Below are 19,573 nucleotides of genomic sequence, written 5' to 3' on the forward strand. Positions count from 1 at the left end.
GCGAACAGGCCGTAGAATCGCCGCATGAGCGCCGCAACCGGAGGGTCTCGCGTCCGTCTCGCCGACATCGCCGCCGAGGCGGAAGTGTCCGTCGCGACGATCTCCAAGGTGCTCAACGGCCACGGCGACATCTCCGCCGCCACGCGTGCCCGCGTCGAGGAGTTGCTGACCGCGCGCGGCTATTCGCGCCGTGCCGTCGGCGAGAAGCCCCGCGGGGATCTCATCGAACTCGTCTTCCACGAGTTCGAGGCGAGTTGGTCGATGGAGATCATCGCCGGCGTCGAGGAGGTCGCGAAAGAGCGGGGACTCGCGGTCGTCGTCACAGAGAGCGGTGGCGCGCACTCCCTCGGCGAGGATTGGCTGGAGGGCGCCCTCCGACGTCGTCCTGCCGGCATCGTCCTGGTCGCCTCCGCGCTCGTCGGCCGTCAGCGGTTGCGCCTGGCCACCCGTGGCATCCCCCTCGTGATCGTGGACTCCGCGGGCGACCCGCCGGCGGACATCCCCTCGGTGGGTTCGGCGAACTGGTCGGGCGGTCTCGCCGCCACGCGGCATCTCATCGAACTCGGACACCGGCGGATCGCAGCGATCAGCGGGCCGAAGGACATGCTCTGCTCGCTCGCCCGCGTGGACGGGTATCGGTCCGCGATGGCGAGCGCGGGTCTGGACGTCGACCCGCGATGGGTGCGCTTCGGCACCTTCTACGTCGAGGGCGGGCGCGACGCCGCGCGCGAGCTCTTGTCGATGGACGACGCGCCCACCGCGATCTTCGCCGGGAACGATCTGCAGGCGCTGGGGGTCTACGACGCGGCGCGCGAGCGGGGAATGCGACTCCCCGACGATCTCTCCGTCGTCGGGTACGACGACATCGCTCCCGCGCGGTGGGTCAGCCCCGCCCTGACGACCGTGCATCAACCGCTGCGGCGGATGGGGGCGGAAGCGACGCGGATGGTCCTGGATGCCGCCACGCGCAGCGCCCCCGAGGTGGTCCCCCGCATGGATCTCGCGACGCATCTCGTCGTTCGCGGCAGCACCGCGCCGCCGCGCTGACCGCCTCCGGAAGGTCCGCGAGGCCGTGGGAGCGCGCCCACGGAACTTTCGCCGTGGTTTCGTAACGTTTGCGTAACCTGGCGATACGAGACCGTGGTCCGCGCGCATATGTTGTCTGCCACAACCAAACGCGCAAAGGAGCGCTCGTGCACAGACGCATATCCCCCCTGGTCTCCCTCGCCGCCGTGGGAGCCCTCATGCTCGGCGGTGCCGCCCCCGCGGCCGCCGCCCCGACCACCGTCAGCTCAGTCGACTTCGAAGACGGCACCACCGGCACCTGGACCCGCAGCGGCGGGACCGATGACACCCTGCGCGTCATCGACCTCGACGGCGGGAAGGTGCTCGAGGTCGCCGGACGCGACGCTGATTACGTCGGCATCCAGAGTCCGACCGGCATCTACGAGGCCGGCGCCACCTACGATTTCTCGCTCCGGGTGCGGTTGGCTCCCGGCACCCCCGACACGAGCGCCCGCCTGGTCATGAAGCCGGCGTACACCTGGATCGGCAACACCACGGTGACCGCATCGGGGTGGACGACGATCTCCGGCAGCTACACCGCCGAGGCCGGTGACGTCTCGGGGCTGCAGGCGTACATCGGCACCTCCGACATCGCCGGCACGCCCGCGTTCACCTACTACGTCGACGACATCCTCGTGACCTCCGAGGCCGCCCCCGGGGGCGGCGAAGCGCCCGACGTCGCACCGGGCGGTGCCGTCAACCCCACGGCGACGCCCGTCTCCGCCGCGCAGGGGACCGGGAACGTCGCCGCGCTCACCTTCGATGACGGGCCGAACCCCGGAACCACCCCCGCGCTGCTCGACTTCCTCGCCGAGAACGACATCACGGCGGTGTTCTGCGTCATCGGCCAGAACATCACCGCCCCCGGTGGTGCCGACATCCTCCGGCGCATCGTCGCCGAGGGGCACGTGCTCTGCAACCACTCGACCACCTACGACGACATGGGCTCGCTGACGCAGGCGCAGGCGTCCGCACGCATGGCGGAGAACCTCTCCCTCATTCGGACGGCGTTGGGGGACGACGACTTTCCCGTGCCGTTCTTCCGCGCGCCGAACGGTTCGTGGGGCAACACCCCTGCCGCGGCCGTGTCGCTCGGGATGCAGCCTCTCGCCGTGACCAACACGATCAACGACTCGGAGACGCAGGACGTCCCGACCCTTACGACGAACCTGCGTGCCGCGACCAAGGCCGGCCAGGTCGTGCTCGTGCACGACGGCGGAGGTGACCGCAGCGGGTCGCTCGCCGCGGTGCGCACGGTCGTGCCCGAGCGGCTGGCCGACGGCTGGACGTTCTCCCTTCCGGTGGGGGCGCCCGCCGCGCAGCCCGGTGGTGGCGAGGGCGATCCGCAGCCCGGGGACGTCCTCATCGAGTCCGACTTCGATTCCGGTGACCTCGACGGCTGGTCGGCTCGCGCGGGATCGGACACGTCGGACCCGGAGATCACCGTCGTCGACGGCGGTGCCGACGAAACCGTCTCGGCGGTTCAGGTCGGGCAGCGCACCCACGAGGGTGACGGCGTGCAGCATGACATCGCGGGTCTCCTCGAGCCGGGCGAGACCTACGCCGTGAGCGCGGCCGTGCGCTTCGCGCCCGGATCGACCACCGGCCAGGGGCTCACCCTGTCGGCACGGACCGTCTCCGGCGGCACGCCGAACTTCTCGAACCTGCTCCAGATCGAGAACGCGACCGCCACCGGGTGGACGACCGTGCGCGGCGAGTTCACGGTGCCGACCTACGACTCGGACGCCGAGATCTACTTCGAGGCTCGCTACAACAGTGGCAACACCTCGACCTTCCTCGTGGATCAGGTCCGGATCTCGGTCCCGGAGGCCGCGCAGGTCGACACGGACCTCACCGGGCTGAAGGAGACGGTGGACTTCCCCCTGGGCGTCGCGATCGACTCCCGCGAGACGACCGGTGCCGCGTCACAGCTCCTGCTGCACCACTACGACCAGATCACTCCCGAGAACCACATGAAGGTCGAGGCCTGGTACACCGGTCCGGGGCAGTTCGCGCGCAACCCCGAGGCGACCGCCCTGCTCGACTACGCGCAGGCGGAGGATCTGCGGCTGTACGGGCACGTCCTGGTCTGGCACTCGCAGACCCCGGCGTGGTTCTTCCAGGACGACGCGGGTCGTGAGCTCACGACTTCGGATGCCGATAAGGAGCAGCTGCGCGAACGTCTGCGGACGCACATCTTCCGGGTGGCGGCATCCATCGCGGACGACTACGGACTGTACGGGTCCGACACGAACCCGCTCGTCGCGTGGGACGTGGTCAACGAGGTGATCTCGGATCAGGCGACGCCGGACGGTCTGCGCACCAGCCGGTGGTATCAGGTGTTGGGAGAGGAGTTCATCCGGCTCGCTTTCCGATACGCGGACGAGGCGTTCAACGATGAGTATGCGGCGCCGGGCACGGATCGTCCGGTCAAGCTCTTCATCAACGACTACAACACCGAGATCGACGCCAAGGGCGCACAGTACGAGGCTCTCGTCCGGCGACTGCTCGACGCGGATGTGCCGATCGACGGCGTGGGCCACCAGTTCCACACCTCGATCAACACGCCGATCTCGGCGCTGCGCGGTGCACTGGAACGGTTCGAAGGACTGGGTCTCCTGCAGGCGGTCACCGAGCTCGACGTGACGATCAACCCCGCCGACGACCCCAACCGGGTCCGGCAGGGCTACTTCTACCGCGACGTGTTCGCCCTCCTGCGGGAGTACCAGGCCGCGGCACCGGCAGCGGAGAAGATCTTCTCCGCCACGGTGTGGGGTCTCACTGACACGCGCTCGTGGCGTGCCGAACAGCAGCCGCTGCCGTTCACGGGCGGACTCCAGCCGAAGCCCGCGTACTACGGTGCGATCGACGACAGCGCGGGACTCCCGCCGCTGGTCACGACCGCAAATGTGTTCGAGGGCGACGTGCAGCCCGGTGCCGGGTTCACGGACGCGCCGGAATGGCGCAACCTCCCGTTCCACCCGCTGACGGCGGATGCGGGCGGGTGGCAGGCGCGCTGGAACGACGACCACCTCGCGGTGATCGTCCGGTCGGCGGCGACGCCCGATCGGGTGGCCTTCACCTACGGGGGTCAGGAGTACTTCTTCGCCCCGGGTGTCTCCGGCTCGGTCGCGGGCGCGCAGGAAGTCGTCGACGGGGTGACCTTCACTCTGGCCCACCTGCCGCACTCGGGCGTGGAGGCCGGACAGGGCGCCGACTTCGACGTGCGTCTCCTGCGCGGAGGCGAGGTCGTCGGAGGGTGGAACTCCCCCGGCGCCACCGGCCGGCTCTCCTTCCTCGAACCGCTCTCGTTCCTGCAGGTGCCGGAGCTCGCGGCGCCGACAGTGGACGGGCAGGGGGATGCCGCTTACGCCGACGCCGCGGTGGCGACCACCGGTCGCACGGTGGAGGGGTCGGACGAGGGGGCGAGCGCCGAGGTGCGCACGCTCTGGCAGGGCAACACGCTCTACGCTCTGTTCGACGTGACCGACCCGGTCATCGATCTGTCGGGGAGCGATCCGTGGCAGCAGGACAGCGTCGAGCTCTTCCTGGACCTGGGGAACGCCAAGGCGGGCACCTACGGTCCGAACGACACCCAGATCCGCATCTCGGCGGACAACGTGCTGTCGTTCGGCTCGGGCAACACCGCCGTCCAGCAGGCGCGGGTGTCGTCGAGTGCCACCGCGCGCACCGACACGGGGTACCGCGTCGAGGTCGCGATCGATCTGGTGGGGCAGTCGGGCGGGCAGAGCAACGTGCCTCTGGGCGGCCTCGAGACCGTGCACGGCATCGACTTCCAGGTCAACGATGGTCGCCCCGACGGGCGGTTCTCGGTGAAGACCTGGGCCGACCCCACCGGCACCGGGTATCAGAGCACCGCCCGCTGGGGCGTGGCCGAGCTGGCGGCTGAGGTCACGGATCCGGGCACGGACCCCGGCACGGACCCCGGAACGGATCCGGGCACGGACCCCGGAACGGATCCGGGCACGGATCCGGGCACCGACCCGGGAACTGACCCCGGCACGGACCCCGGTACGGACCCGGCTACAGATCCCGGCACCGTTCCGGCCCCCGGTTCGGCATCCGGACCCGTGCCGCCCTCCCGCGGCTCGGCGGACGAACTGGCGACCACGGGCGGCGCGACGTCGCTGGGTGCCGTGGTTCTGGGCGCTCTGATGGTGCTCGGCGGCGCGGGGCTCGTCATCCATCGGCGACGGCAGCGCACCTGACCTTCCCCCCGGGTCAGGCAACACGGAAGGGGGCGACCGCTCAGGCGGGCGCCCCCTTTCGCCGTGCTGCTCGACGTCGAGCTCACCGGCGAAAGGCGAAAAGAAAGGCCCGGGGTGGAAGCCCGGGCCTAAGGTGAGAGCCGCGCTAGATCAACGCGGGTCTCTCGCTCCCCGGCTTGGACTCGAACCAAGAACCTATCGGTTAACAGCCGATTGCTCTGCCAATTGAGCTACCGAGGATCATGCCCACCTGGCGGCGGGCAACCAGACGATACTAACAGCACCGCGGCGTCGCGAGAAAATCAGCCGGCCGAAATCCGTCGGTCGGGCGCGCCGCCCGGCGTCCACTGCAGGTCGTCGGTTCCGTGGCCGTAGGCGACGACATGACCGGCGCGCAGCACGAGAACATCGGCATCCAGGTCTCGGGGGGCATCGGAGTCGTTCGTGACGATGAGGGCGGACATTCCGCGCTCGTCTCGACGGCGAACGATCGCCGTCCGCACCGCCTGACGCACCTCGACATCGAGGTTGGCGTAGAGGTCGTCGGCGACGAAGAGGCGCGGCTCGAGGATGAGGGCGCGCGCGAGCGCGACGCGCTGCCGCATGCCCGCGCTCAGCTCGTAGGGGTATTTCGGTGCGGCCCCGAGCGGCAGTTCCATCTCGTCGAGCAGGGTCGCGACGCGCACCGCCAGGGCACGCGCGTTGACGCGGCGATCGCGTGCCGTGATCGGTTCGGAGATGACCTCGGACACCGTGAGACGCGCCGGCAGGTTCGCCCCCGCCCCCTGCGGGAGATATCCGGTGTGGAAGGTCCACTCGCGAACGGCGCGCCCGGGATGCCGCGCCGAGATGCCGTGAACGCGGGCGTCTCCCCCGACGACGGCGAGTCCTTCGTCGGGCCGTCCCGCCAGGAGCGACGCCAACGAGCTCTTCCCCGATCCCGTCGGTCCCATGACCACGAGGGTGTGTGCCGCCGCCAGGGTGAGGGTCACGCCGTCGATGACGCGGACGCCGCTTCGGGCGAGCGAGAGGTCATCGGCGCGGACGGCGACGGCGGTGTCGAGGGACCGGGGCATGTGAACATCCTCCCTGACCGGCGGCGCCGATGCCACCGCGACGTTTCAGGACTCGGTCAGCCGCTGGCGATCGGCGTCCAGCTCGCGAAGCCGCAGACCCAGCTGGCGCGCCTCTTCGGAACCCGGCTGCACGCGCTGGATTCCTCGGACGAGTTCGGCCTTCTGCCGATCGAGCTCGCGCAGGAGGACGCGCCGCGCGAGGTCGTTGGCGGCCGCGACCGCACCTTCCTCGTTCCGCGCCGGGAAATCCGCCGTCAGCAGTTCGACGCCGAGCGTACGGAACGGTTCGCGGACCGCCTCGACCGCAGTGACGGCCCATCCCGGTTGAGACAGATCGGTGGATGCCAGGGTGCTGCGCACCGCTTCGAGGGCGGGGTGGCCGAAGGGTGTCTGCAGCGCGCGGACGAACAGGTCGGGTTCGATCCGGTGGCCGTACTGCAGGAAGGCCATCATCGCCCCGCGCTCGAGGGCGACGTCGCGGGTGTTCGGCAGAGACGCCAGCGTGACCGACACGGCGACGGGCGCCGGAGCCTCGGTGCCTCCTCCGCGCTGCGCCTCGCGCTTCTCGGCTCTGTCGGCACCACGGGCGGCACGCTCGACGGCGCTCTGGACTTCGGGGATGTCGAGTCCCAGGCGCCGCGCCAGTACGCGCACGTACCCGGGGCGAAGGGCGGGGTCGCGGATGTCGGACACGATCGGAGCTGCAGCTCGCAGCGCGCCGGCGCGCCCCTCCACGCTGGAGAGGTCGTAATCCTTGAGGCGCTGGTCGATGACGAACTCGAACATCGGTGCTTTGTTGTCCATCAGCGCGCGCACCGCGCCGTCGCCGCGCTGGAGCCGCAGATCGCACGGATCGAGGCCCCCGGGGGCGACGGCCACGTACGTCTGGGCGGCGAAACGCTTCTCTTCCGCGAAGGCGCGGAGCGCCGCCTTCTGGCCCGCGGCATCCGGGTCGAAGGTGAAGACCACCTCACCCGAGGCACTGTCGTCGCCCATCACGCGCCGCAGCACCGTGATGTGGTCGCTGCCGAACGCGGTGCCGCACGACGCGATCGCGGTCGTGATGCCGGCGAGGTGGCAGGCCATGACGTCGGTATACCCCTCGACGACGACGACCCGGTGCTCGCGTGAGATGTCGCGCTTGGCCAGATCGAGGCCGTAGAGCACCTGCGCCTTCTTGTAGATCGGCGTCTCGGGGGTGTTGAGGTACTTCGGTCCTTGATCGTCGTCGTACAGCTTCCGGGCGCCGAACCCGATCACCTGCCCGGTGACGTCGCGGATCGGCCAGACGACGCGCCCGCGGAAGCGGTCGTAGACGCCGCGCTGCCCCTGCGACACCAGCCCTGCCTGCACGAGCTCGTCGCGCGAGAACTTCTGGGCGAGCAAGTGGTCCATGAGCGAGGACCAGCCCTTCGGCGCATAGCCCACGCCGAAGTGTGCGGCGGCTCCCGCGTCGAATCCGCGGTCGCCGAGGAAGCGGCGAGCCGTGTCGGCCTCGGGCGACATCAACTGCCCGCGGTAGTACTCGGCCGCGGCCGCGTTGGCGGCGTAGAGGCGGGATCGCCCCGTCGTCTCTGGTGCGGCTCCACCGTCCTCGTAGTGGAGCGTGTATCCGACGCGTGCGGCCATCCGCTCGACCGCCTCGGTGAAGGACACGTGGTCCATGGCGCGGAGGAACGAATAGACGTCGCCGGATTCGCCGCACCCGAAGCAGTGGTAGTAGCCGACCTGCGGGCGCACATGGAAGCTCGGGCTGCGCTCGTCGTGGAAAGGACACAGCCCCTTCATCGAGCCGACGCCGGCGGGCTTCAGCGCGACGCGCTCACCGACGACGTCGGCGATGTTGACCCGCGCCTTGACCTCGTCGATGTCGGCCTGCCGGATGCGCCCCGCCATCAGGCATCCGCTCCCCGCGGCGGTCGGGCGCCGGGCGCCCAGACGCCGAGCTCGGCGGCATCGACATCGCCCACCAGACGCCCGTACCAGGCGATCGCGAGCTGGTCCGTGAGGCTCGCGACCTGGTCGACGACGACGCGTCGACGGGCGACGTCGTCGGGGGCGTTCTCGAAGTCGGGTCCGTGCAGGGTGTCGAGTGACCCCGGGTTCTCCCACAGGGCGGATGCCAGTCGCTTCAGCACGCGGCGCTGCTCACGGTAGAGCGCCTTGCGGCCGTCGATCGACACGACGGTCGCGCCGATGATGCCCTTGAGGACGGCCATCTCGGCCTCGACGACGCGCGGGACGACGACATGCGCGCGATACCGCGTGAGATCGCGGACGGCGTACGCGTCACGGGTCGCCGTCGTGGCGGCGCGTGCGAAACGTCCGATGAGGTCGGAGGTCAGGTTCTTCAGCCGGGCGAGCGCGGGGCGCGAGCCGTCGAACGCGTCGATCCATTCGGGCAACCGCATGAGGCGGTACAGGGCATCGGCGAGTTCGTCGCGCGAGAAGTCGTAGCCGACCCACGTCTGGATCGCGGTGAGGAGCGACTCGTAGCCCGCCGGGGATGCCAGGGCGGCGGGGTCGATGTATCGATTGACGACCGCGTCCTCGAAGTCGTGCACGGAGTAGGCGATGTCGTCGGAGAGGTCCATGACCTCGGCCTCGATGCACCGCACGCGGCCGGGGGCGCCCCCGCGCATCCAGTGGAAGACGGGTTCGTCGTCCGGGTAGACGCCGAACTTCAGACGGCCGCCCGGGTCGGGAAGCGGCGCGTCCGCGGTCCACGGGTACTTGCACGTGGCATCCAGGCTCGCCCGCGTGAGGTTGAGACCGAAGGAGTGGCCGTCGGGGCTGATGACCTTTGGCTCGAGGCGCGTGAGGATGCGGAGCGTCTGGGCATTGCCCTCGAAGCCGCCGATGTCCTCGGCCCACTCGTTGAGCGCCCGTTCGCCGTTGTGGCCGAAGGGCGGATGGCCGAGGTCGTGGCTCAGGCATGCGGTGTCGACGACATCGGGCGAGAGCTCGAGCGCCGTGGCGAGCTCGCGACCGACCTGCGCGACCTCGAGCGAGTGAGTCAGGCGGTTGCGCGCGAAGTCGGCGGGGCTCGCGGGGCTCAGCACCTGGGTCTTGGCGGCGAGGCGCCGCAGCGCCGCCGAGTGCAGCACGCGGGCACGATCGCGCGCGAAGTCGTCGCGCAGCGAACGGTGCTGCTCTTCGTAGAACCGGGCGGCGTCGACGTCGTCGTACCCGGAGGGTCGAGCGAGGCCCGACGCGGTTTCAACCGCCACTGTGGTGGAGCTCCGCATCTGCGAGGGCACGACCCGCGGCGTCGCCGATCTCGCGGGAGTCGAGCCAGCCGTCGGGCAGGGCCGGGCGCTTGGGCGTGCCGGCGCGACCTCGCTGGCCCTCGGCGGCCTCGCCGGGGTAAGGCGCGTCGAGGTCCAGCGTGGAGAGCAGGTCGTCGATCTCTTCCAGAGTCGAGGCGGTGGCGAGGCTGGCGCGCAGCTCACCGCCGACCGGGTACCCCTTGAAGTACCAGGCGACGTGCTTGCGGATGTCACGGCATCCGCGACCCTCGTCCTCGAAGAACTCGACCAGCAACTCCGCGTGCCGACGGAACGCGCGCGCGACGAATCCGAGCGTCGCATCGACGGGTTCACCCGACGCGGCACCGGGGCGGCCGAGAGCGCGCGCCAGGTCTCCGAACAGCCACGGGCGGCCGAGGCAGCCGCGGCCGACCACGACGCCGTCGCAGCCGGTCTCGTCCATCATGCGGACCGCATCCGACGCCGACCAGATGTCGCCGTTACCGAGGACCGGAACGCTCGTGACCGTCTCTTTGAGCTTCGTGATCGCGCTCCAGTCGGCGGTCCCGGAGTAGAACTCGGATGCCGTGCGCGCGTGCAGCGCGATCGAGGCGACACCCGCACCCTCCGCGATGCGGCCGGCCTCGAGGTAGGTGAGATGGTCGGCGTCGATGCCCTTGCGCATCTTGATCGTGAGTGGGAGGTCACCCGCGGCGCGCACCGCGCGCTCGACGATCTCGCGGAAGAGAGTGAGCTTCCACGGCAGCGCGGCCCCGCCGCCGCGCCGCGTCACCTTCGGCACGGGGCAGCCGAAATTGAGGTCGATGTGGTCGGCGTGGTCTTCCGCGACGATCATCTGCACGGCGGCCTCGACGGTCGCCGGGTCAACGCCGTACAGCTGGATCGAGCGGGGCGTCTCCGACTCGTGGTGGCGGATCAAGCGCATCGTCGTGTCGTTGCGTTCGACGAGCGCACGCGTCGTGATCATCTCGCTGACATAGAGCCCGGCGCCGTATTCACGGCACAGCCGTCGGAACGCCGTATTGGTGATGCCGGCCATGGGCGCGAGCACGACGGGCGCGTCGAGTTCGATGGGGCCGATGCGCAGCGCACGCGCCGGGGCCAATGCCGTGGTCATCGTTCCATTCTCCCAGACCCCGCGCCCGTGCGGTGTCGCGGCGGGCGCGGGGCGGTCTGGGGAGGAGGGGTCACGCCTGCGCGGTCTCCGGCTCGCTGGCCGCCGCGCGACGCTCGCCCCACACCTGACGGGCGATCTGCGTGAAGGCCTCGACCGGCTGCGCGCCGCTGACGCCGTACTTGCCGTCGATCACGAAGAACGGCACGCCGCTGATGCCGTAGGCCTGCGCCTGTGCCTGGTCGGCGCGCACCGCGTCGCGGAAGCGACCGGACGTGAGCGCCTCACGGGCGAGCTCGGCGTCCAGGCCGATCTCGACCGCGAGCTCGATGAGGTCGTCGTCGCGGCCGACGTGCTTGCCCTCGAGGAAGTACGCCGCCATGAGGCGCTCGGACAGGTCGAGCTGGCGACCCTGCTCCTTGGCGAAGTGGAGGAGCTCGTGCGCCTTCACGGTGTTGGTGTGCTGCAGGATGTCGAAGCGGTACTCGAGACCCGCCTCCGCGGCGACACCGGTCACGCGGTCGAGCATCTCCCGCGCCTGCGAGGGCGAGATGCCCTTGTGCTGCGACAGGTAGTCCACCTCGCCGCCGACGAAGTCGACGGGAGTGTCGGGCGAGAGTTCGAACGAGTGGTACTCGATCTCGACGACGGGCGCGTCGTCGTCATCGGCGGTGGCGGCGAGGCCGTTCTCGAGGTTGCGCTTCCCGATGAAGCACCAGGGGCAGGCGATGTCGCTCCACACGTCGATCTTGATGGCATCCGTCATGTCGTGAGAAACCTTTCGGGTGACGGGCTTATTCCGAAAGCGGCATTCACTTCGTGTCGGGTGTGTCGACGGCGCCGCCGAACCGTCGATCGCGGGAGAGGTACAGGCCGATCGCGTCCCACAGGTGCGTGCGACGGAAGTCGGGCCACAGGGTGTCGAGGAACACCATCTCGGCGTACGCAGACTCCCACAAGAGGAAGTTCGAGGTGCGCTGCTCGCCGCTCGAACGCACGAACAGATCCACGTCGGGCATGTCGGGCTGGTACAGGTTCCGGCGGATCAGCTTCTCGGTGACGGCCGACGGCTTGAGCCTCCCGGCGGCGATCTCCTCGCCGATCCGGCGGACCGCGTCCACGATCTCGACTCGTCCGCCGTAGTTGACGCACATCGTCAGGGTGAGGCCATCGTTGCCCGCGGTGAGTCGCTCGGCCGCCTGCAGCTCGTTGATGACCGAACCCCACAGGCGCGGCCTGCGGCCGGCCCAGCGGATGCGCACGTTCCACTCGTTCAATTGGTCGCGGCGGCGGTGGAGGACCTCGCGGTTGAAACCCATGAGGAAGCGCACCTCGTCGGGCGAGCGCGACCAGTTCTCGGTGGAGAAGGCGTACACGGACAGGTGCTTCACGCCCGCCTGGATGGCTCCGGCAGCGACGTCGAGGAGGGCGGCCTCGCCTTCGCGGTGCCCCTCGATGCGGGTCAAGCCCCGCCGGTTGGCCCACCGGCCGTTGCCGTCCATGACGATCGCGACGTGTTCGGGTACCGAACCCTTGGGGAAGGTCGGGGGGTACTCCCCCGTCCAGTCGAGCGGGCGGTACGGGACGGCGTCGCGGTGCGTGTACGGCTTCGGGGTCATCGACTCGATTCCAGGTGCGAGAGGGAGCGGATACCCCGCTCCAGATGGAATTGGGTGTAGGCCGCGACGAGACCGGAGGCGGAGGCCGTGGTGCGGTCGGGGGCGGCATCCACGACGTCCCACTCCCCCGCGATCAACGCGCGCATCAGGTCGACGGTCTCGCGGGCGACGCGCGGCGAACCCGCCGGCGCGCACGCGGAGCACACGACACCGCCGAGCTGGGCGAGGAAGTAGGCGTGGTCGCCCACCGTGCCGCAGCGCGCGCACTCGCCCAGGCCGGGCGCCCACCCCGACAGCGCCATCGCGCGCAGAAGGTAGGAGTCGAGCACGCTGCGCGCGGCGTGATCGCCGCGCGCGAGGGCGCGGAGTCCCCCGACCAGGAGCAGATACTGCTGCGGGGTCGCCTCGGCCTCGTTCAGTCGGTCTGCCGTCTCGACCATCGCACTGGCGGTGGTGTAGCGGTCGTAATGCTGCGCGATCTCGGCACCGTACGCCCCGAGGGACTCGGCCTGCTGGACGATGTCGAGGGTACGGCCCTGGTAGAGCTGCACGTCGGCGACCATGAACGGCTCGAGCCGCGACCCGAACCGCGATGAGGTGCGCCGGACGCCCTTCGCCACCGCGCGGATCTTGCCGTGGCGACGGCTGAGGAGGGTGACGATGCGGTCCGCCTCCCCGAGTTTGTGGGTACGCAGGACCACGACTTCGTCGCGGTAGGTGGGCACAGTCCATTATCGTCCCGCGACCCCGGGAGTCGGCGGTGCGCCGCGCGCGGGCCTGCGCCGGCGGGGCGGGAGAATGGATGCCGTGAACCCGCCCGTCTTCATCATCCCGCTGTGGGCCGACCTCACCGCCGTGGCCCTGGGCGGAGTGCAGGGCGCGCTCTTCGCCTCCGGCTTCCAGGGACAGCGCCGCCTCGATCTCCTCGGCGTGGCGATCATCGGCATCCTGCTCGGGATGGGCGGCGGACTCATCCGCGATCTCCTTCTCGGGCTGACCCCCGCGACCCTGCAGAACAACTGGTATCTGCTCACGGCGATCGCCGCATCGCTCGTGGGCATGTTGCTGTCGGGGATCTTCCAGCGCCTGAACCGCGCGATCATCATGCTCGACGCCGTCGTGATCGGCCTGTTCGGAGCGTTCGGCACGTCGAAGGCGCTCGCGCTCGGTCTTCCCGCGGTGCCCGCGGTGTTCGTCGGCGTCGTGGCGGCGGCGGGTGGGAGCGTGTTGCGCGACGTGCTGATGGGGCTTCCGGTCGCCATCATGCACGTCGGTTCGCTCTACGCGGTCGCGGCCGGTGGTGGATGCGCGGTGCTCGCGACGGCCGCGGCTTTCGGTGTGCCTCTGCCCGTCGCGGCGGTGATCGGTGTCGTGGTCACGACGGTGATCCGCATCCTCGCCGTGCTGTTCGATCTCTCGCTGCCCGAGCAGCGCAAGCTCCACCGCCGCAAGGTCGCGGTCGAGACGACGGGCATCCCGATCATCCGGATCGACGACCCGGACGTGTGAGGGGCCACGCTCTGTCGCTTCGGAGGCCCGCAGATGACCGATAGTGACCTCTCACGCGCGCGGTTCGAGCAGCGCGCCGAGGATGTGCGCGGCCTGATCGCCGTCGACATCGCGGAGCGCGGGAAGGTCGAGGAAGTGGCGTGCGATGGTGACCCCCAGGATGCTCGAGACCAGAATCGCGGCGCGCGTCCGCCCCTCGTCACCACGACCGTCGGCGAGTGCCTCTGCACGGTTTTCGAGGTGGGCGCGCAGAGCCTGAGCCGCGTCCGGCGACGTCAGCATCGATCGCAACAGGGCTCGTGTGGCGGGATCGAGTACGCGGAGGCGCACGTCGAGCACGTCGCTGAGGTGGGACTCGACGTCCCTGTCGCCGAGGTCGGCCACCGGTTCGACCGCGAGCGCGAACAGTGCGGCCTTCGAGCCGTAGTGCTGGAGCACCAGGGACGGGTCGATGCCTGCGCGCGCCGCGATCCCCCGGATCGTCGCGCCCTCCATCCCGCGGTCGCCGAACTCGTCGCGGGCCGCCCGGAGAATGCGTTCCGCCGTCGCCGCCCGCTTCTCGGCGCGTGATCCTGAGACGTTCATGTGTTCACTCTACAACTGATGAGCGAAGGCGTAGAGTTCCACTCATCGCTTGTTGAGTGGAGGATGCCATGACACACACGCCCCTGTTCCACCGGTCGGTTCTCGTGGTCGGTGCCTCGCGCGGTCTCGGCCTCGCGATCGCCCGGGCTTACGTCGATCGCGGCGCACACGTCGTCGCGACCGTGCGCGGCGATGTTCCTGAACCGCTCCGGGCGGTGCGGGATGCCGCGTCCGACCGCGTCGAGTTCGAGCACGTGGACATCGCCGACGGCGCTCAGATCGCCGCTCTGGCGAGCCGTCTGCGCGGCCGCACCTTCGACCTGCTGTTCGTTGTCGCCGGAATCTCGCTCGCGCCTCGAACCCAGGCGGCCGCCGACATCGACGACGACGACTTCGCCCGGACTCTCGCCACCAATGCGCTCGGGGCGATGCGTGTCGTCGAGAGGCTGCACCCGCTGGTCGCTGAGACGGGAACGATCGCGGTCCTGTCGTCGGGCCAGGGCAGCATCACGAACAACACCTCAGGGGGATTCGAGGTCTACCGCGCCTCGAAGGCGGCGTTGAACCAGCTCATGCGCAGTTTCGCCGCCCGTCACGCGGACGACGCGCGCGCCCTGCTGCTCCTCGCCCCCGGTTGGATCCGCACCGACATGGGTGGTGCCGGCGCGGGCCTCGAGATCGACGAGGCGATTCCGCCCCTTATCGACACCGTCGAGGAGCAGCGCGGCACGCCCGGCCTCCGCTTCCTGGATCGAACCGGCACCCCGGTCTCCTGGTGACCGGACGCGCGAGGGGTCACTTTCTGTCGCTTCGAGCGCGCCCAGGCGACAGAAAGTGACCCCCTCAGGCGAGTCAGGAGCGGGCCAGGATCTCGCCGTGGGGCATCAGGAACCAGCCGTCGGGATGCTCGGCCCACTCGCGCCACGCGTCGGAGATGCGCTGAAGCAAGGCGTGGTCGGCGAGACCCAGGCGCAGCGCGTGCCCGGCGAACGCCGAAGCCAGGATGCGGTCCGCCCACATCCCGCCCCACCAGGCGCGCTTCTCCGGCGTGTCGAACACCCACACGCTCGCGCTCGCGTCGATGCGCGTGAAGCCCGCCTCGCGCGCCCACGCCTTGAGCACGCGTCCGGCGTTCGGCTCGCCCGACACCCCGCGGTGCACCGCGTCATAGAGCACGAGCCACTCGTCGAGAGCGGGGATCCGCGGATGCCAGATCACGCCGCCGTAGTCGACGTCGCGCGCCGCGACGAGGCCGTGGGGTCCGGCGACACGTCGGAACTCCCGCAGCGCGTCCACCGGGCGAGCCAGGTGCTGGAGGGTCTGATGCGCGTGGACGATGTCGAACGAGCCGTCCGGAAGGTCCAGCGCGTACGCGTCGCCGACGCGGAACTCGACGTTCGTGCGGTCCCCCACCGCGGCGCGCGCGATCTCGATGACGTCGGGCGCGGCATCCATCCCGACGACGAGTCCCGGGGAGACCCGGTCGGCGATGTCGACGGTGATGGTGCCGGGGCCGGCGCCCACGTCGAGGACGCGGGCGCCGGCGAACAGCGAGGACACCAGGTAGGCCGCCGAATCGGCGACGGTCCGTGCGGCGTGGGAACGCAGCACGCTCTCGTGGTGTCCGTGGGCGTAGGCCACGGCCGGGGGCTCAGACGCCGGCGAGGGCGCCGGAGCGCTGACGCGTGCGGATGGCGCGGTTGACGCCGGACACGATCGCCTTGAGCGACGCGGTGGAGATGTCGTTGTCGATCCCGACACCCCACAGGCGCTGATCGTCGACCTGCAGCTCGACGTAGGCCGCGGCCTGCGCGTCGCCGCCGGAGCTGAGCGCGTGCTCGACGTAGTCGTACAGCGTGACCTCGAAGCCCTGCGCCCGAACGATCTCGAGGAACGCCGCCACGGGGCCGTTGCCGACCGCCGAAGCCGCCTGGATCGACTCACCGTCGCGCAGCGTCACCTCGAGCGAGACATCGCCCGACATGTCGCTCGACGACCGCGTCGAGAGGAGCTCGAAGCGGCCCCAGCGCTGATCGTCGTCGGTGGTGGGCAGGTACTCGTCGGTGAAGATGTCCCAGATCTGCGCGCTCGAGACCTCGCCGCCCTCGGCGTCGGTGCGGGCCTGCACGACGCCGGAGAACTCGATCTGCAGCTTGCGGGGCAGGTCGAGCGCGTGGTCGGCCTTCAGCAGGTAGGCCACGCCACCCTTGCCCGACTGCGAGTTGACGCGGATGACGGCCTCGTAGGAACGTCCGAGGTCCTTCGGATCGATCGGCAGGTACGGCACCGCCCACTCGATCTCGTCGATGGTCTTGCCCTCGGCCTCCGCGCGGGCCTCCATCGCTTCGAAGCCCTTCTTGATGGCATCCTGATGCGATCCGCTGAAGGCGGTGAAGACCAGGTCTCCCGCCCACGGGCTGCGCTCGGGCACGGGCAGCTGGTTGCAGTACTCGACAGTGCGCTTGACCTGGTCGATGTCGCTGAAGTCGATCTGGGGGTCGATGCCCTGCGTCAGCAGGTTCACGCCCAGCGCGACGAGGTCGACGTTGCCGGTCCGCTCGCCGTTGCCGAACAGGCAGCCCTCGATGCGGTCGGCGCCGGCCATGTAGCCGAGCTCCGCCGCCGCGACCGCGGTGCCGCGGTCGTTGTGGGGGTGCAGCGACAGGATGACGTTCTCGCGGTGGTTCAGGTTCCGCGACATCCACTCGATCGAGTCGGCGTAGACGTTGGGCGTCGCCATCTCGACGGTGGCGGGCAGGTTCAGGATGACCTTGCGCTCGGGCGTCGGCTGGAAGACCTCCAGCACCTCGTTGCAGATGCGCAGCGCGAATTCCAGCTCGGTGCCGGTGTAGCTCTCGGGCGAGTACTCGTAGTAGACCTGCGTCTCGGGAATCGTCGCCTCGAACTTCTTGCACAGGCGCGCGCCCTCGAGCGCGATGTCGACGATGCCCTGCTGGTCGGTGCGGAAGACGACCTCGCGCTGGAGCACGGACGTGGAGTTGTACAGGTGGACGATGGCCTGCTTGGCGCCGGCGATCGCCTCGTAGGTGCGGGAGATGAGGTGCTCACGGGCCTGGGTCAGGACCTGGATCGTCACGTCGTCGGGGATGAGGTCTTCCTCGATCAGCTGACGGACGAAGTCGAAATCGGTCTGGCTGGCGCTCGGGAACCCGACCTCGATCTCCTTGTAGCCCATCTGCACGAGCAGGTCGAACATGACCCGCTTGCGCTCGGGGCTCATCGGGTCGATGAGGGCCTGGTTGCCGTCGCGCAGGTCGACCGCGCACCAGCGGGGTGCGGTCTCGATGCGCGTGCTCGGCCACGTGCGGTCGGGCAGATCGACGCGGATCTGCTCGTGGAACGGACGGTACTTGTGGACCGGAGCGGACGTGGGCTTCTGCGTGTTCTTCATGACGGGGTCGCTTCTCTTGTCTGTCTGGAGGGGCCGACGACGAGCTCCGCGACGAGGAAGGCCCTTAGAACGAGGACTCGTCGCGGCAGCTAAGAAGAAGCAGGCCACGGAAGCGCATTCTGCGATGTTAGCACTCGCACGAGCCGCGGCTCACTCCCCCGGCATCCATTCGCGCGCGAGGATGGCGTAGTCGACCTCGTCGCTCCATCGACCCTTGAACCATTCGTTCTCGATCAGGTGCGCTTCCCGACGCATCCCGAGGCGTTCGGCGAGGGCGACCGAGCGGGCGTTGTCGGCGTCGATGCGGGCGACGAGGCGGCGCAGCCCGTACACCGAGAACGCCGTGTCGATCAGTGCGCGAACGGCTTCCGTCGCGAGGCCGCGTCCGGCGGCGACGGGGCTCACGACCCAGCCGATCTCGGCGGAGCCGGCGTCGGCATCCAGGTGAAACAGCACCAGATCGCCGATCACCGTGGCGTCCTCCACCCGCTCCACCGCGAGGACGACGCCTCCGCGCTCCCCCTCGAGGCTCGTCCCGCCGAAGAGGTGGCCGATGCGCTCGCGGATGTCGTCGGCGCTCTGCGGCTCGAACGGCAGGAAACGGCACACCGCGGGATCGCCGCGGTACGTGACCATCGCGCCGAGGTCGGAGTCGACGACGGGGCGCAGTCGGACGCGCTCGCGCACGACGTCCAGACGGGCCGGAGCCGGGGGCAGCACGAACGGCGAATCGCTCACGGAAGCAGCGCGACCTTGCCGCCCGGGTGGCCGTCCATCACGAACTGCACCGCTTCGACCGCGTCGGCGAGAGGGAACGTGCGAGCGATGGGGACCTCGAGCACCCCGGATGCCGCGAGCTCCAGGATGTGCGCGCGAGCGATGTCGCGGAAGCGGGTGCTTTCGGGTCGGGCCCCGGCGATCCAGAGGAACCCGTCGGATTCCGCGCGCTGCGGCGCCACGATCGTGACGATGCGGTCGCGCTCGGCGACGAGCGCGAGCGAGACGTCGATCGCCTCATCGGTTCCGGCCGCGTCCCACGCGGCGACGATCGGTTCACCGCCGGCCGCCTCGATGGCACGTTCGCGCAGGCCATCCCCGTAGGCGACGGGGATGCCGCCGAACCGACGCACGCGCGCGGCGGACTCCTCGCCATCCGGGCCGACGGTGCCGATCACCCGGATGCCGAGCTCGCGGGCCTGCTGCAGCAGGCTCACGCCGACGGCGCCGGAGGCGGCGTGCAGCAGGACGGTCTCGCCGGCCGTTGCACGCGTGACCTGGATCATCTCGGCGGCGGTGGTGCCGGCCAGGAGCAGGTTCGCCGCCTCGGCGTGCGACAGCGTCGCGGGCTTGGCGAACACGTCGCGCGCGGGGACCGTGACGTCGGTGGCGTACGCCCCCTGGACACGGAACGCGACGACCTCGTCCCCCACCGAGAGCGGTCCCGTCCCGCCGAGGGCGTCGGGGCCCACCGCCGTGACCTCGCCCGACAGCTCGTAGCCGATGGGCGTCGGGAACGAGGCACCCGGTCGTGCGGCGGCGACGTGCTTGGCATCCGCGGGGTTGATCCCGGCCGCGTGGACGCGGATCGTCACTTCTCCGGGGCCCGGGGCCGGTACCTCGACGTCGTCGAACGTCCAGTCCTCGACCGGACCGGGCTGATGTGCGCGCCACTGCTTGGCCATGATCGTCGTCCTC

At 70.1% G+C, this 19,573-nt stretch carries 16 protein-coding genes and 1 tRNA gene; 4 read left to right on the forward strand and 13 right to left on the reverse strand.

The genetic code is table 11. The features are described from left to right. The first annotated feature begins 24 nt into the window (after positions 1-24). Entirely contained in the window at positions 25-1,047 is a 1,023-nt protein-coding gene (locus ABC271_RS09040) for a LacI family DNA-binding transcriptional regulator (protein WP_412924551.1), read from the forward strand. Between the two features lie 146 nt (positions 1,048-1,193). Beyond that, on the forward strand, positions 1,194-5,294 hold the full coding sequence (locus tag ABC271_RS09045; protein ID WP_412924552.1) for an endo-1,4-beta-xylanase: 4,101 nt from the start codon (positions 1,194-1,196) through the stop codon (positions 5,292-5,294). A 167-nt stretch (positions 5,295-5,461) separates the two neighbouring features. Here ABC271_RS09045 and ABC271_RS09050 read toward each other — a convergent pair. From ABC271_RS09050 to recO, 8 genes are all read right to left on the reverse strand, one after another. Then, a tRNA-Asn gene (locus ABC271_RS09050) sits at positions 5,462-5,534 on the reverse strand. A 62-nt stretch (positions 5,535-5,596) separates the two neighbouring features. Then, the gene (locus ABC271_RS09055; protein ID WP_412924553.1) at positions 5,597-6,370 is read right to left on the reverse strand and encodes an ATP-binding cassette domain-containing protein; all 774 of its coding nucleotides are present in this window, start codon (positions 6,368-6,370) and stop codon (positions 5,597-5,599) included. A gap of 45 nt (positions 6,371-6,415) precedes the next feature. Then, the gene (gene dnaG, locus ABC271_RS09060) at positions 6,416-8,266 is read right to left on the reverse strand and encodes a DNA primase (protein WP_412924554.1); all 1,851 of its coding nucleotides are present in this window, start codon (positions 8,264-8,266) and stop codon (positions 6,416-6,418) included. After that, the gene (locus ABC271_RS09065) at positions 8,266-9,618 is read right to left on the reverse strand and encodes a deoxyguanosinetriphosphate triphosphohydrolase (RefSeq protein WP_412924555.1); all 1,353 of its coding nucleotides are present in this window, start codon (positions 9,616-9,618) and stop codon (positions 8,266-8,268) included. The genes dnaG and ABC271_RS09065 overlap by 1 nt, the downstream gene beginning before the upstream one ends. Beyond that, positions 9,590-10,756 (reverse strand): tRNA dihydrouridine synthase DusB, encoded by a 1,167-nt coding sequence (gene dusB, locus ABC271_RS09070; protein ID WP_412924556.1) that lies wholly within the window; start codon positions 10,754-10,756, stop codon positions 9,590-9,592. The genes ABC271_RS09065 and dusB overlap by 29 nt, the downstream gene beginning before the upstream one ends. A 70-nt stretch (positions 10,757-10,826) precedes the next feature. Then, positions 10,827-11,519 carry a DsbA family oxidoreductase gene (locus ABC271_RS09075; RefSeq protein WP_412924557.1) on the reverse strand — a complete coding sequence of 231 codons (693 nt, stop codon included), beginning with the start codon at positions 11,517-11,519 and terminating at the stop codon, positions 10,827-10,829. A 46-nt stretch (positions 11,520-11,565) separates the two neighbouring features. Continuing rightward, the gene (locus ABC271_RS09080) at positions 11,566-12,372 is read right to left on the reverse strand and encodes an isoprenyl transferase (protein WP_412924558.1); all 807 of its coding nucleotides are present in this window, start codon (positions 12,370-12,372) and stop codon (positions 11,566-11,568) included. Further along, entirely contained in the window at positions 12,369-13,097 is a 729-nt protein-coding gene (gene recO / locus ABC271_RS09085) for a DNA repair protein RecO (RefSeq protein ID WP_412924559.1), read from the reverse strand. The genes ABC271_RS09080 and recO overlap by 4 nt, the downstream gene beginning before the upstream one ends. 73 nt (positions 13,098-13,170) lie before the next feature. Here recO and ABC271_RS09090 point away from each other — a divergent pair, with 73 nt between their 5' ends. Continuing rightward, positions 13,171-13,881, forward strand: coding sequence for a trimeric intracellular cation channel family protein (locus tag ABC271_RS09090; RefSeq protein ID WP_412924560.1), 711 nt, complete (start codon positions 13,171-13,173; stop codon positions 13,879-13,881). Positions 13,882-13,932: 51 nt separating this feature from the next. Here ABC271_RS09090 and ABC271_RS09095 read toward each other — a convergent pair whose 3' ends face one another. Then, the gene (locus ABC271_RS09095) at positions 13,933-14,466 is read right to left on the reverse strand and encodes a TetR/AcrR family transcriptional regulator (RefSeq protein ID WP_412924561.1); all 534 of its coding nucleotides are present in this window, start codon (positions 14,464-14,466) and stop codon (positions 13,933-13,935) included. Between the two features lie 68 nt (positions 14,467-14,534). On the opposite strand from ABC271_RS09095, the gene ABC271_RS09100 reads away from it, so the two are divergent. Then, positions 14,535-15,245 carry an SDR family NAD(P)-dependent oxidoreductase gene (locus ABC271_RS09100; RefSeq protein WP_412924562.1) on the forward strand — a complete coding sequence of 237 codons (711 nt, stop codon included), beginning with the start codon at positions 14,535-14,537 and terminating at the stop codon, positions 15,243-15,245. A gap of 73 nt (positions 15,246-15,318) precedes the next feature. Here ABC271_RS09100 and ABC271_RS09105 read toward each other — a convergent pair whose 3' ends face one another. The 4 genes from ABC271_RS09105 to ABC271_RS09120 all read right to left on the reverse strand — a co-directional run bounded on the left by ABC271_RS09105 (position 15,319) and on the right by ABC271_RS09120 (position 19,560). Next, a complete protein-coding gene (locus ABC271_RS09105) occupies positions 15,319-16,107 on the reverse strand; it encodes a methyltransferase domain-containing protein (RefSeq protein WP_412924563.1) in 789 nt (262 codons plus the stop codon). 10 nt (positions 16,108-16,117) lie between these two features. Beyond that, positions 16,118-17,878, reverse strand: coding sequence for a 2-isopropylmalate synthase (gene leuA, locus ABC271_RS09110; RefSeq protein ID WP_412924564.1), 1,761 nt, complete (start codon positions 17,876-17,878; stop codon positions 16,118-16,120). 150 nt (positions 17,879-18,028) lie between these two features. Continuing rightward, positions 18,029-18,616 carry a GNAT family N-acetyltransferase gene (locus ABC271_RS09115; RefSeq protein ID WP_412924565.1) on the reverse strand — a complete coding sequence of 196 codons (588 nt, stop codon included), beginning with the start codon at positions 18,614-18,616 and terminating at the stop codon, positions 18,029-18,031. Further along, positions 18,613-19,560: a quinone oxidoreductase family protein gene (locus ABC271_RS09120; protein ID WP_412924566.1), complete on the reverse strand. Its 948-nt coding sequence runs from the start codon at positions 19,558-19,560 to the stop codon at positions 18,613-18,615. The genes ABC271_RS09115 and ABC271_RS09120 overlap by 4 nt, the downstream gene beginning before the upstream one ends. Positions 19,561-19,573: the final 13 nt, after the last annotated feature.

The sequence above is a fragment of the Microbacterium canaveralium genome (assembly GCF_047238045.1).
Classification (GTDB): domain Bacteria; phylum Actinomycetota; class Actinomycetes; order Actinomycetales; family Microbacteriaceae; genus Microbacterium.

What these genes read in the sequence shown, in the direction of transcription:
- ABC271_RS09040 (WP_412924551.1), top strand. Translation starts at nt 25, where the DNA reads ATGAGCGCCGCAACCGGAGGGTCTCGCGTCCGTCTCGCCGACATCGCC.
- ABC271_RS09055 (WP_412924553.1), bottom strand. Translation starts at nt 6,370, where the DNA reads ATGCCCCGGTCCCTCGACACCGCCGTCGCCGTCCGCGCCGATGACCTC.
- dnaG (WP_412924554.1), bottom strand. Translation starts at nt 8,266, where the DNA reads ATGGCGGGGCGCATCCGGCAGGCCGACATCGACGAGGTCAAGGCGCGG.
- ABC271_RS09065 (WP_412924555.1), bottom strand. Translation starts at nt 9,618, where the DNA reads ATGCGGAGCTCCACCACAGTGGCGGTTGAAACCGCGTCGGGCCTCGCT.
- dusB (WP_412924556.1), bottom strand. Translation starts at nt 10,756, where the DNA reads ATGACCACGGCATTGGCCCCGGCGCGTGCGCTGCGCATCGGCCCCATC.
- ABC271_RS09075 (WP_412924557.1), bottom strand. Translation starts at nt 11,519, where the DNA reads ATGACGGATGCCATCAAGATCGACGTGTGGAGCGACATCGCCTGCCCC.
- ABC271_RS09080 (WP_412924558.1), bottom strand. Translation starts at nt 12,372, where the DNA reads ATGACCCCGAAGCCGTACACGCACCGCGACGCCGTCCCGTACCGCCCG.
- ABC271_RS09090 (WP_412924560.1), top strand. Translation starts at nt 13,171, where the DNA reads ATGGATGCCGTGAACCCGCCCGTCTTCATCATCCCGCTGTGGGCCGAC.
- ABC271_RS09095 (WP_412924561.1), bottom strand. Translation starts at nt 14,466, where the DNA reads ATGAACGTCTCAGGATCACGCGCCGAGAAGCGGGCGGCGACGGCGGAA.
- ABC271_RS09100 (WP_412924562.1), top strand. Translation starts at nt 14,535, where the DNA reads ATGACACACACGCCCCTGTTCCACCGGTCGGTTCTCGTGGTCGGTGCC.
- leuA (WP_412924564.1), bottom strand. Translation starts at nt 17,878, where the DNA reads ATGAAGAACACGCAGAAGCCCACGTCCGCTCCGGTCCACAAGTACCGT.
- ABC271_RS09120 (WP_412924566.1), bottom strand. Translation starts at nt 19,560, where the DNA reads ATGGCCAAGCAGTGGCGCGCACATCAGCCCGGTCCGGTCGAGGACTGG.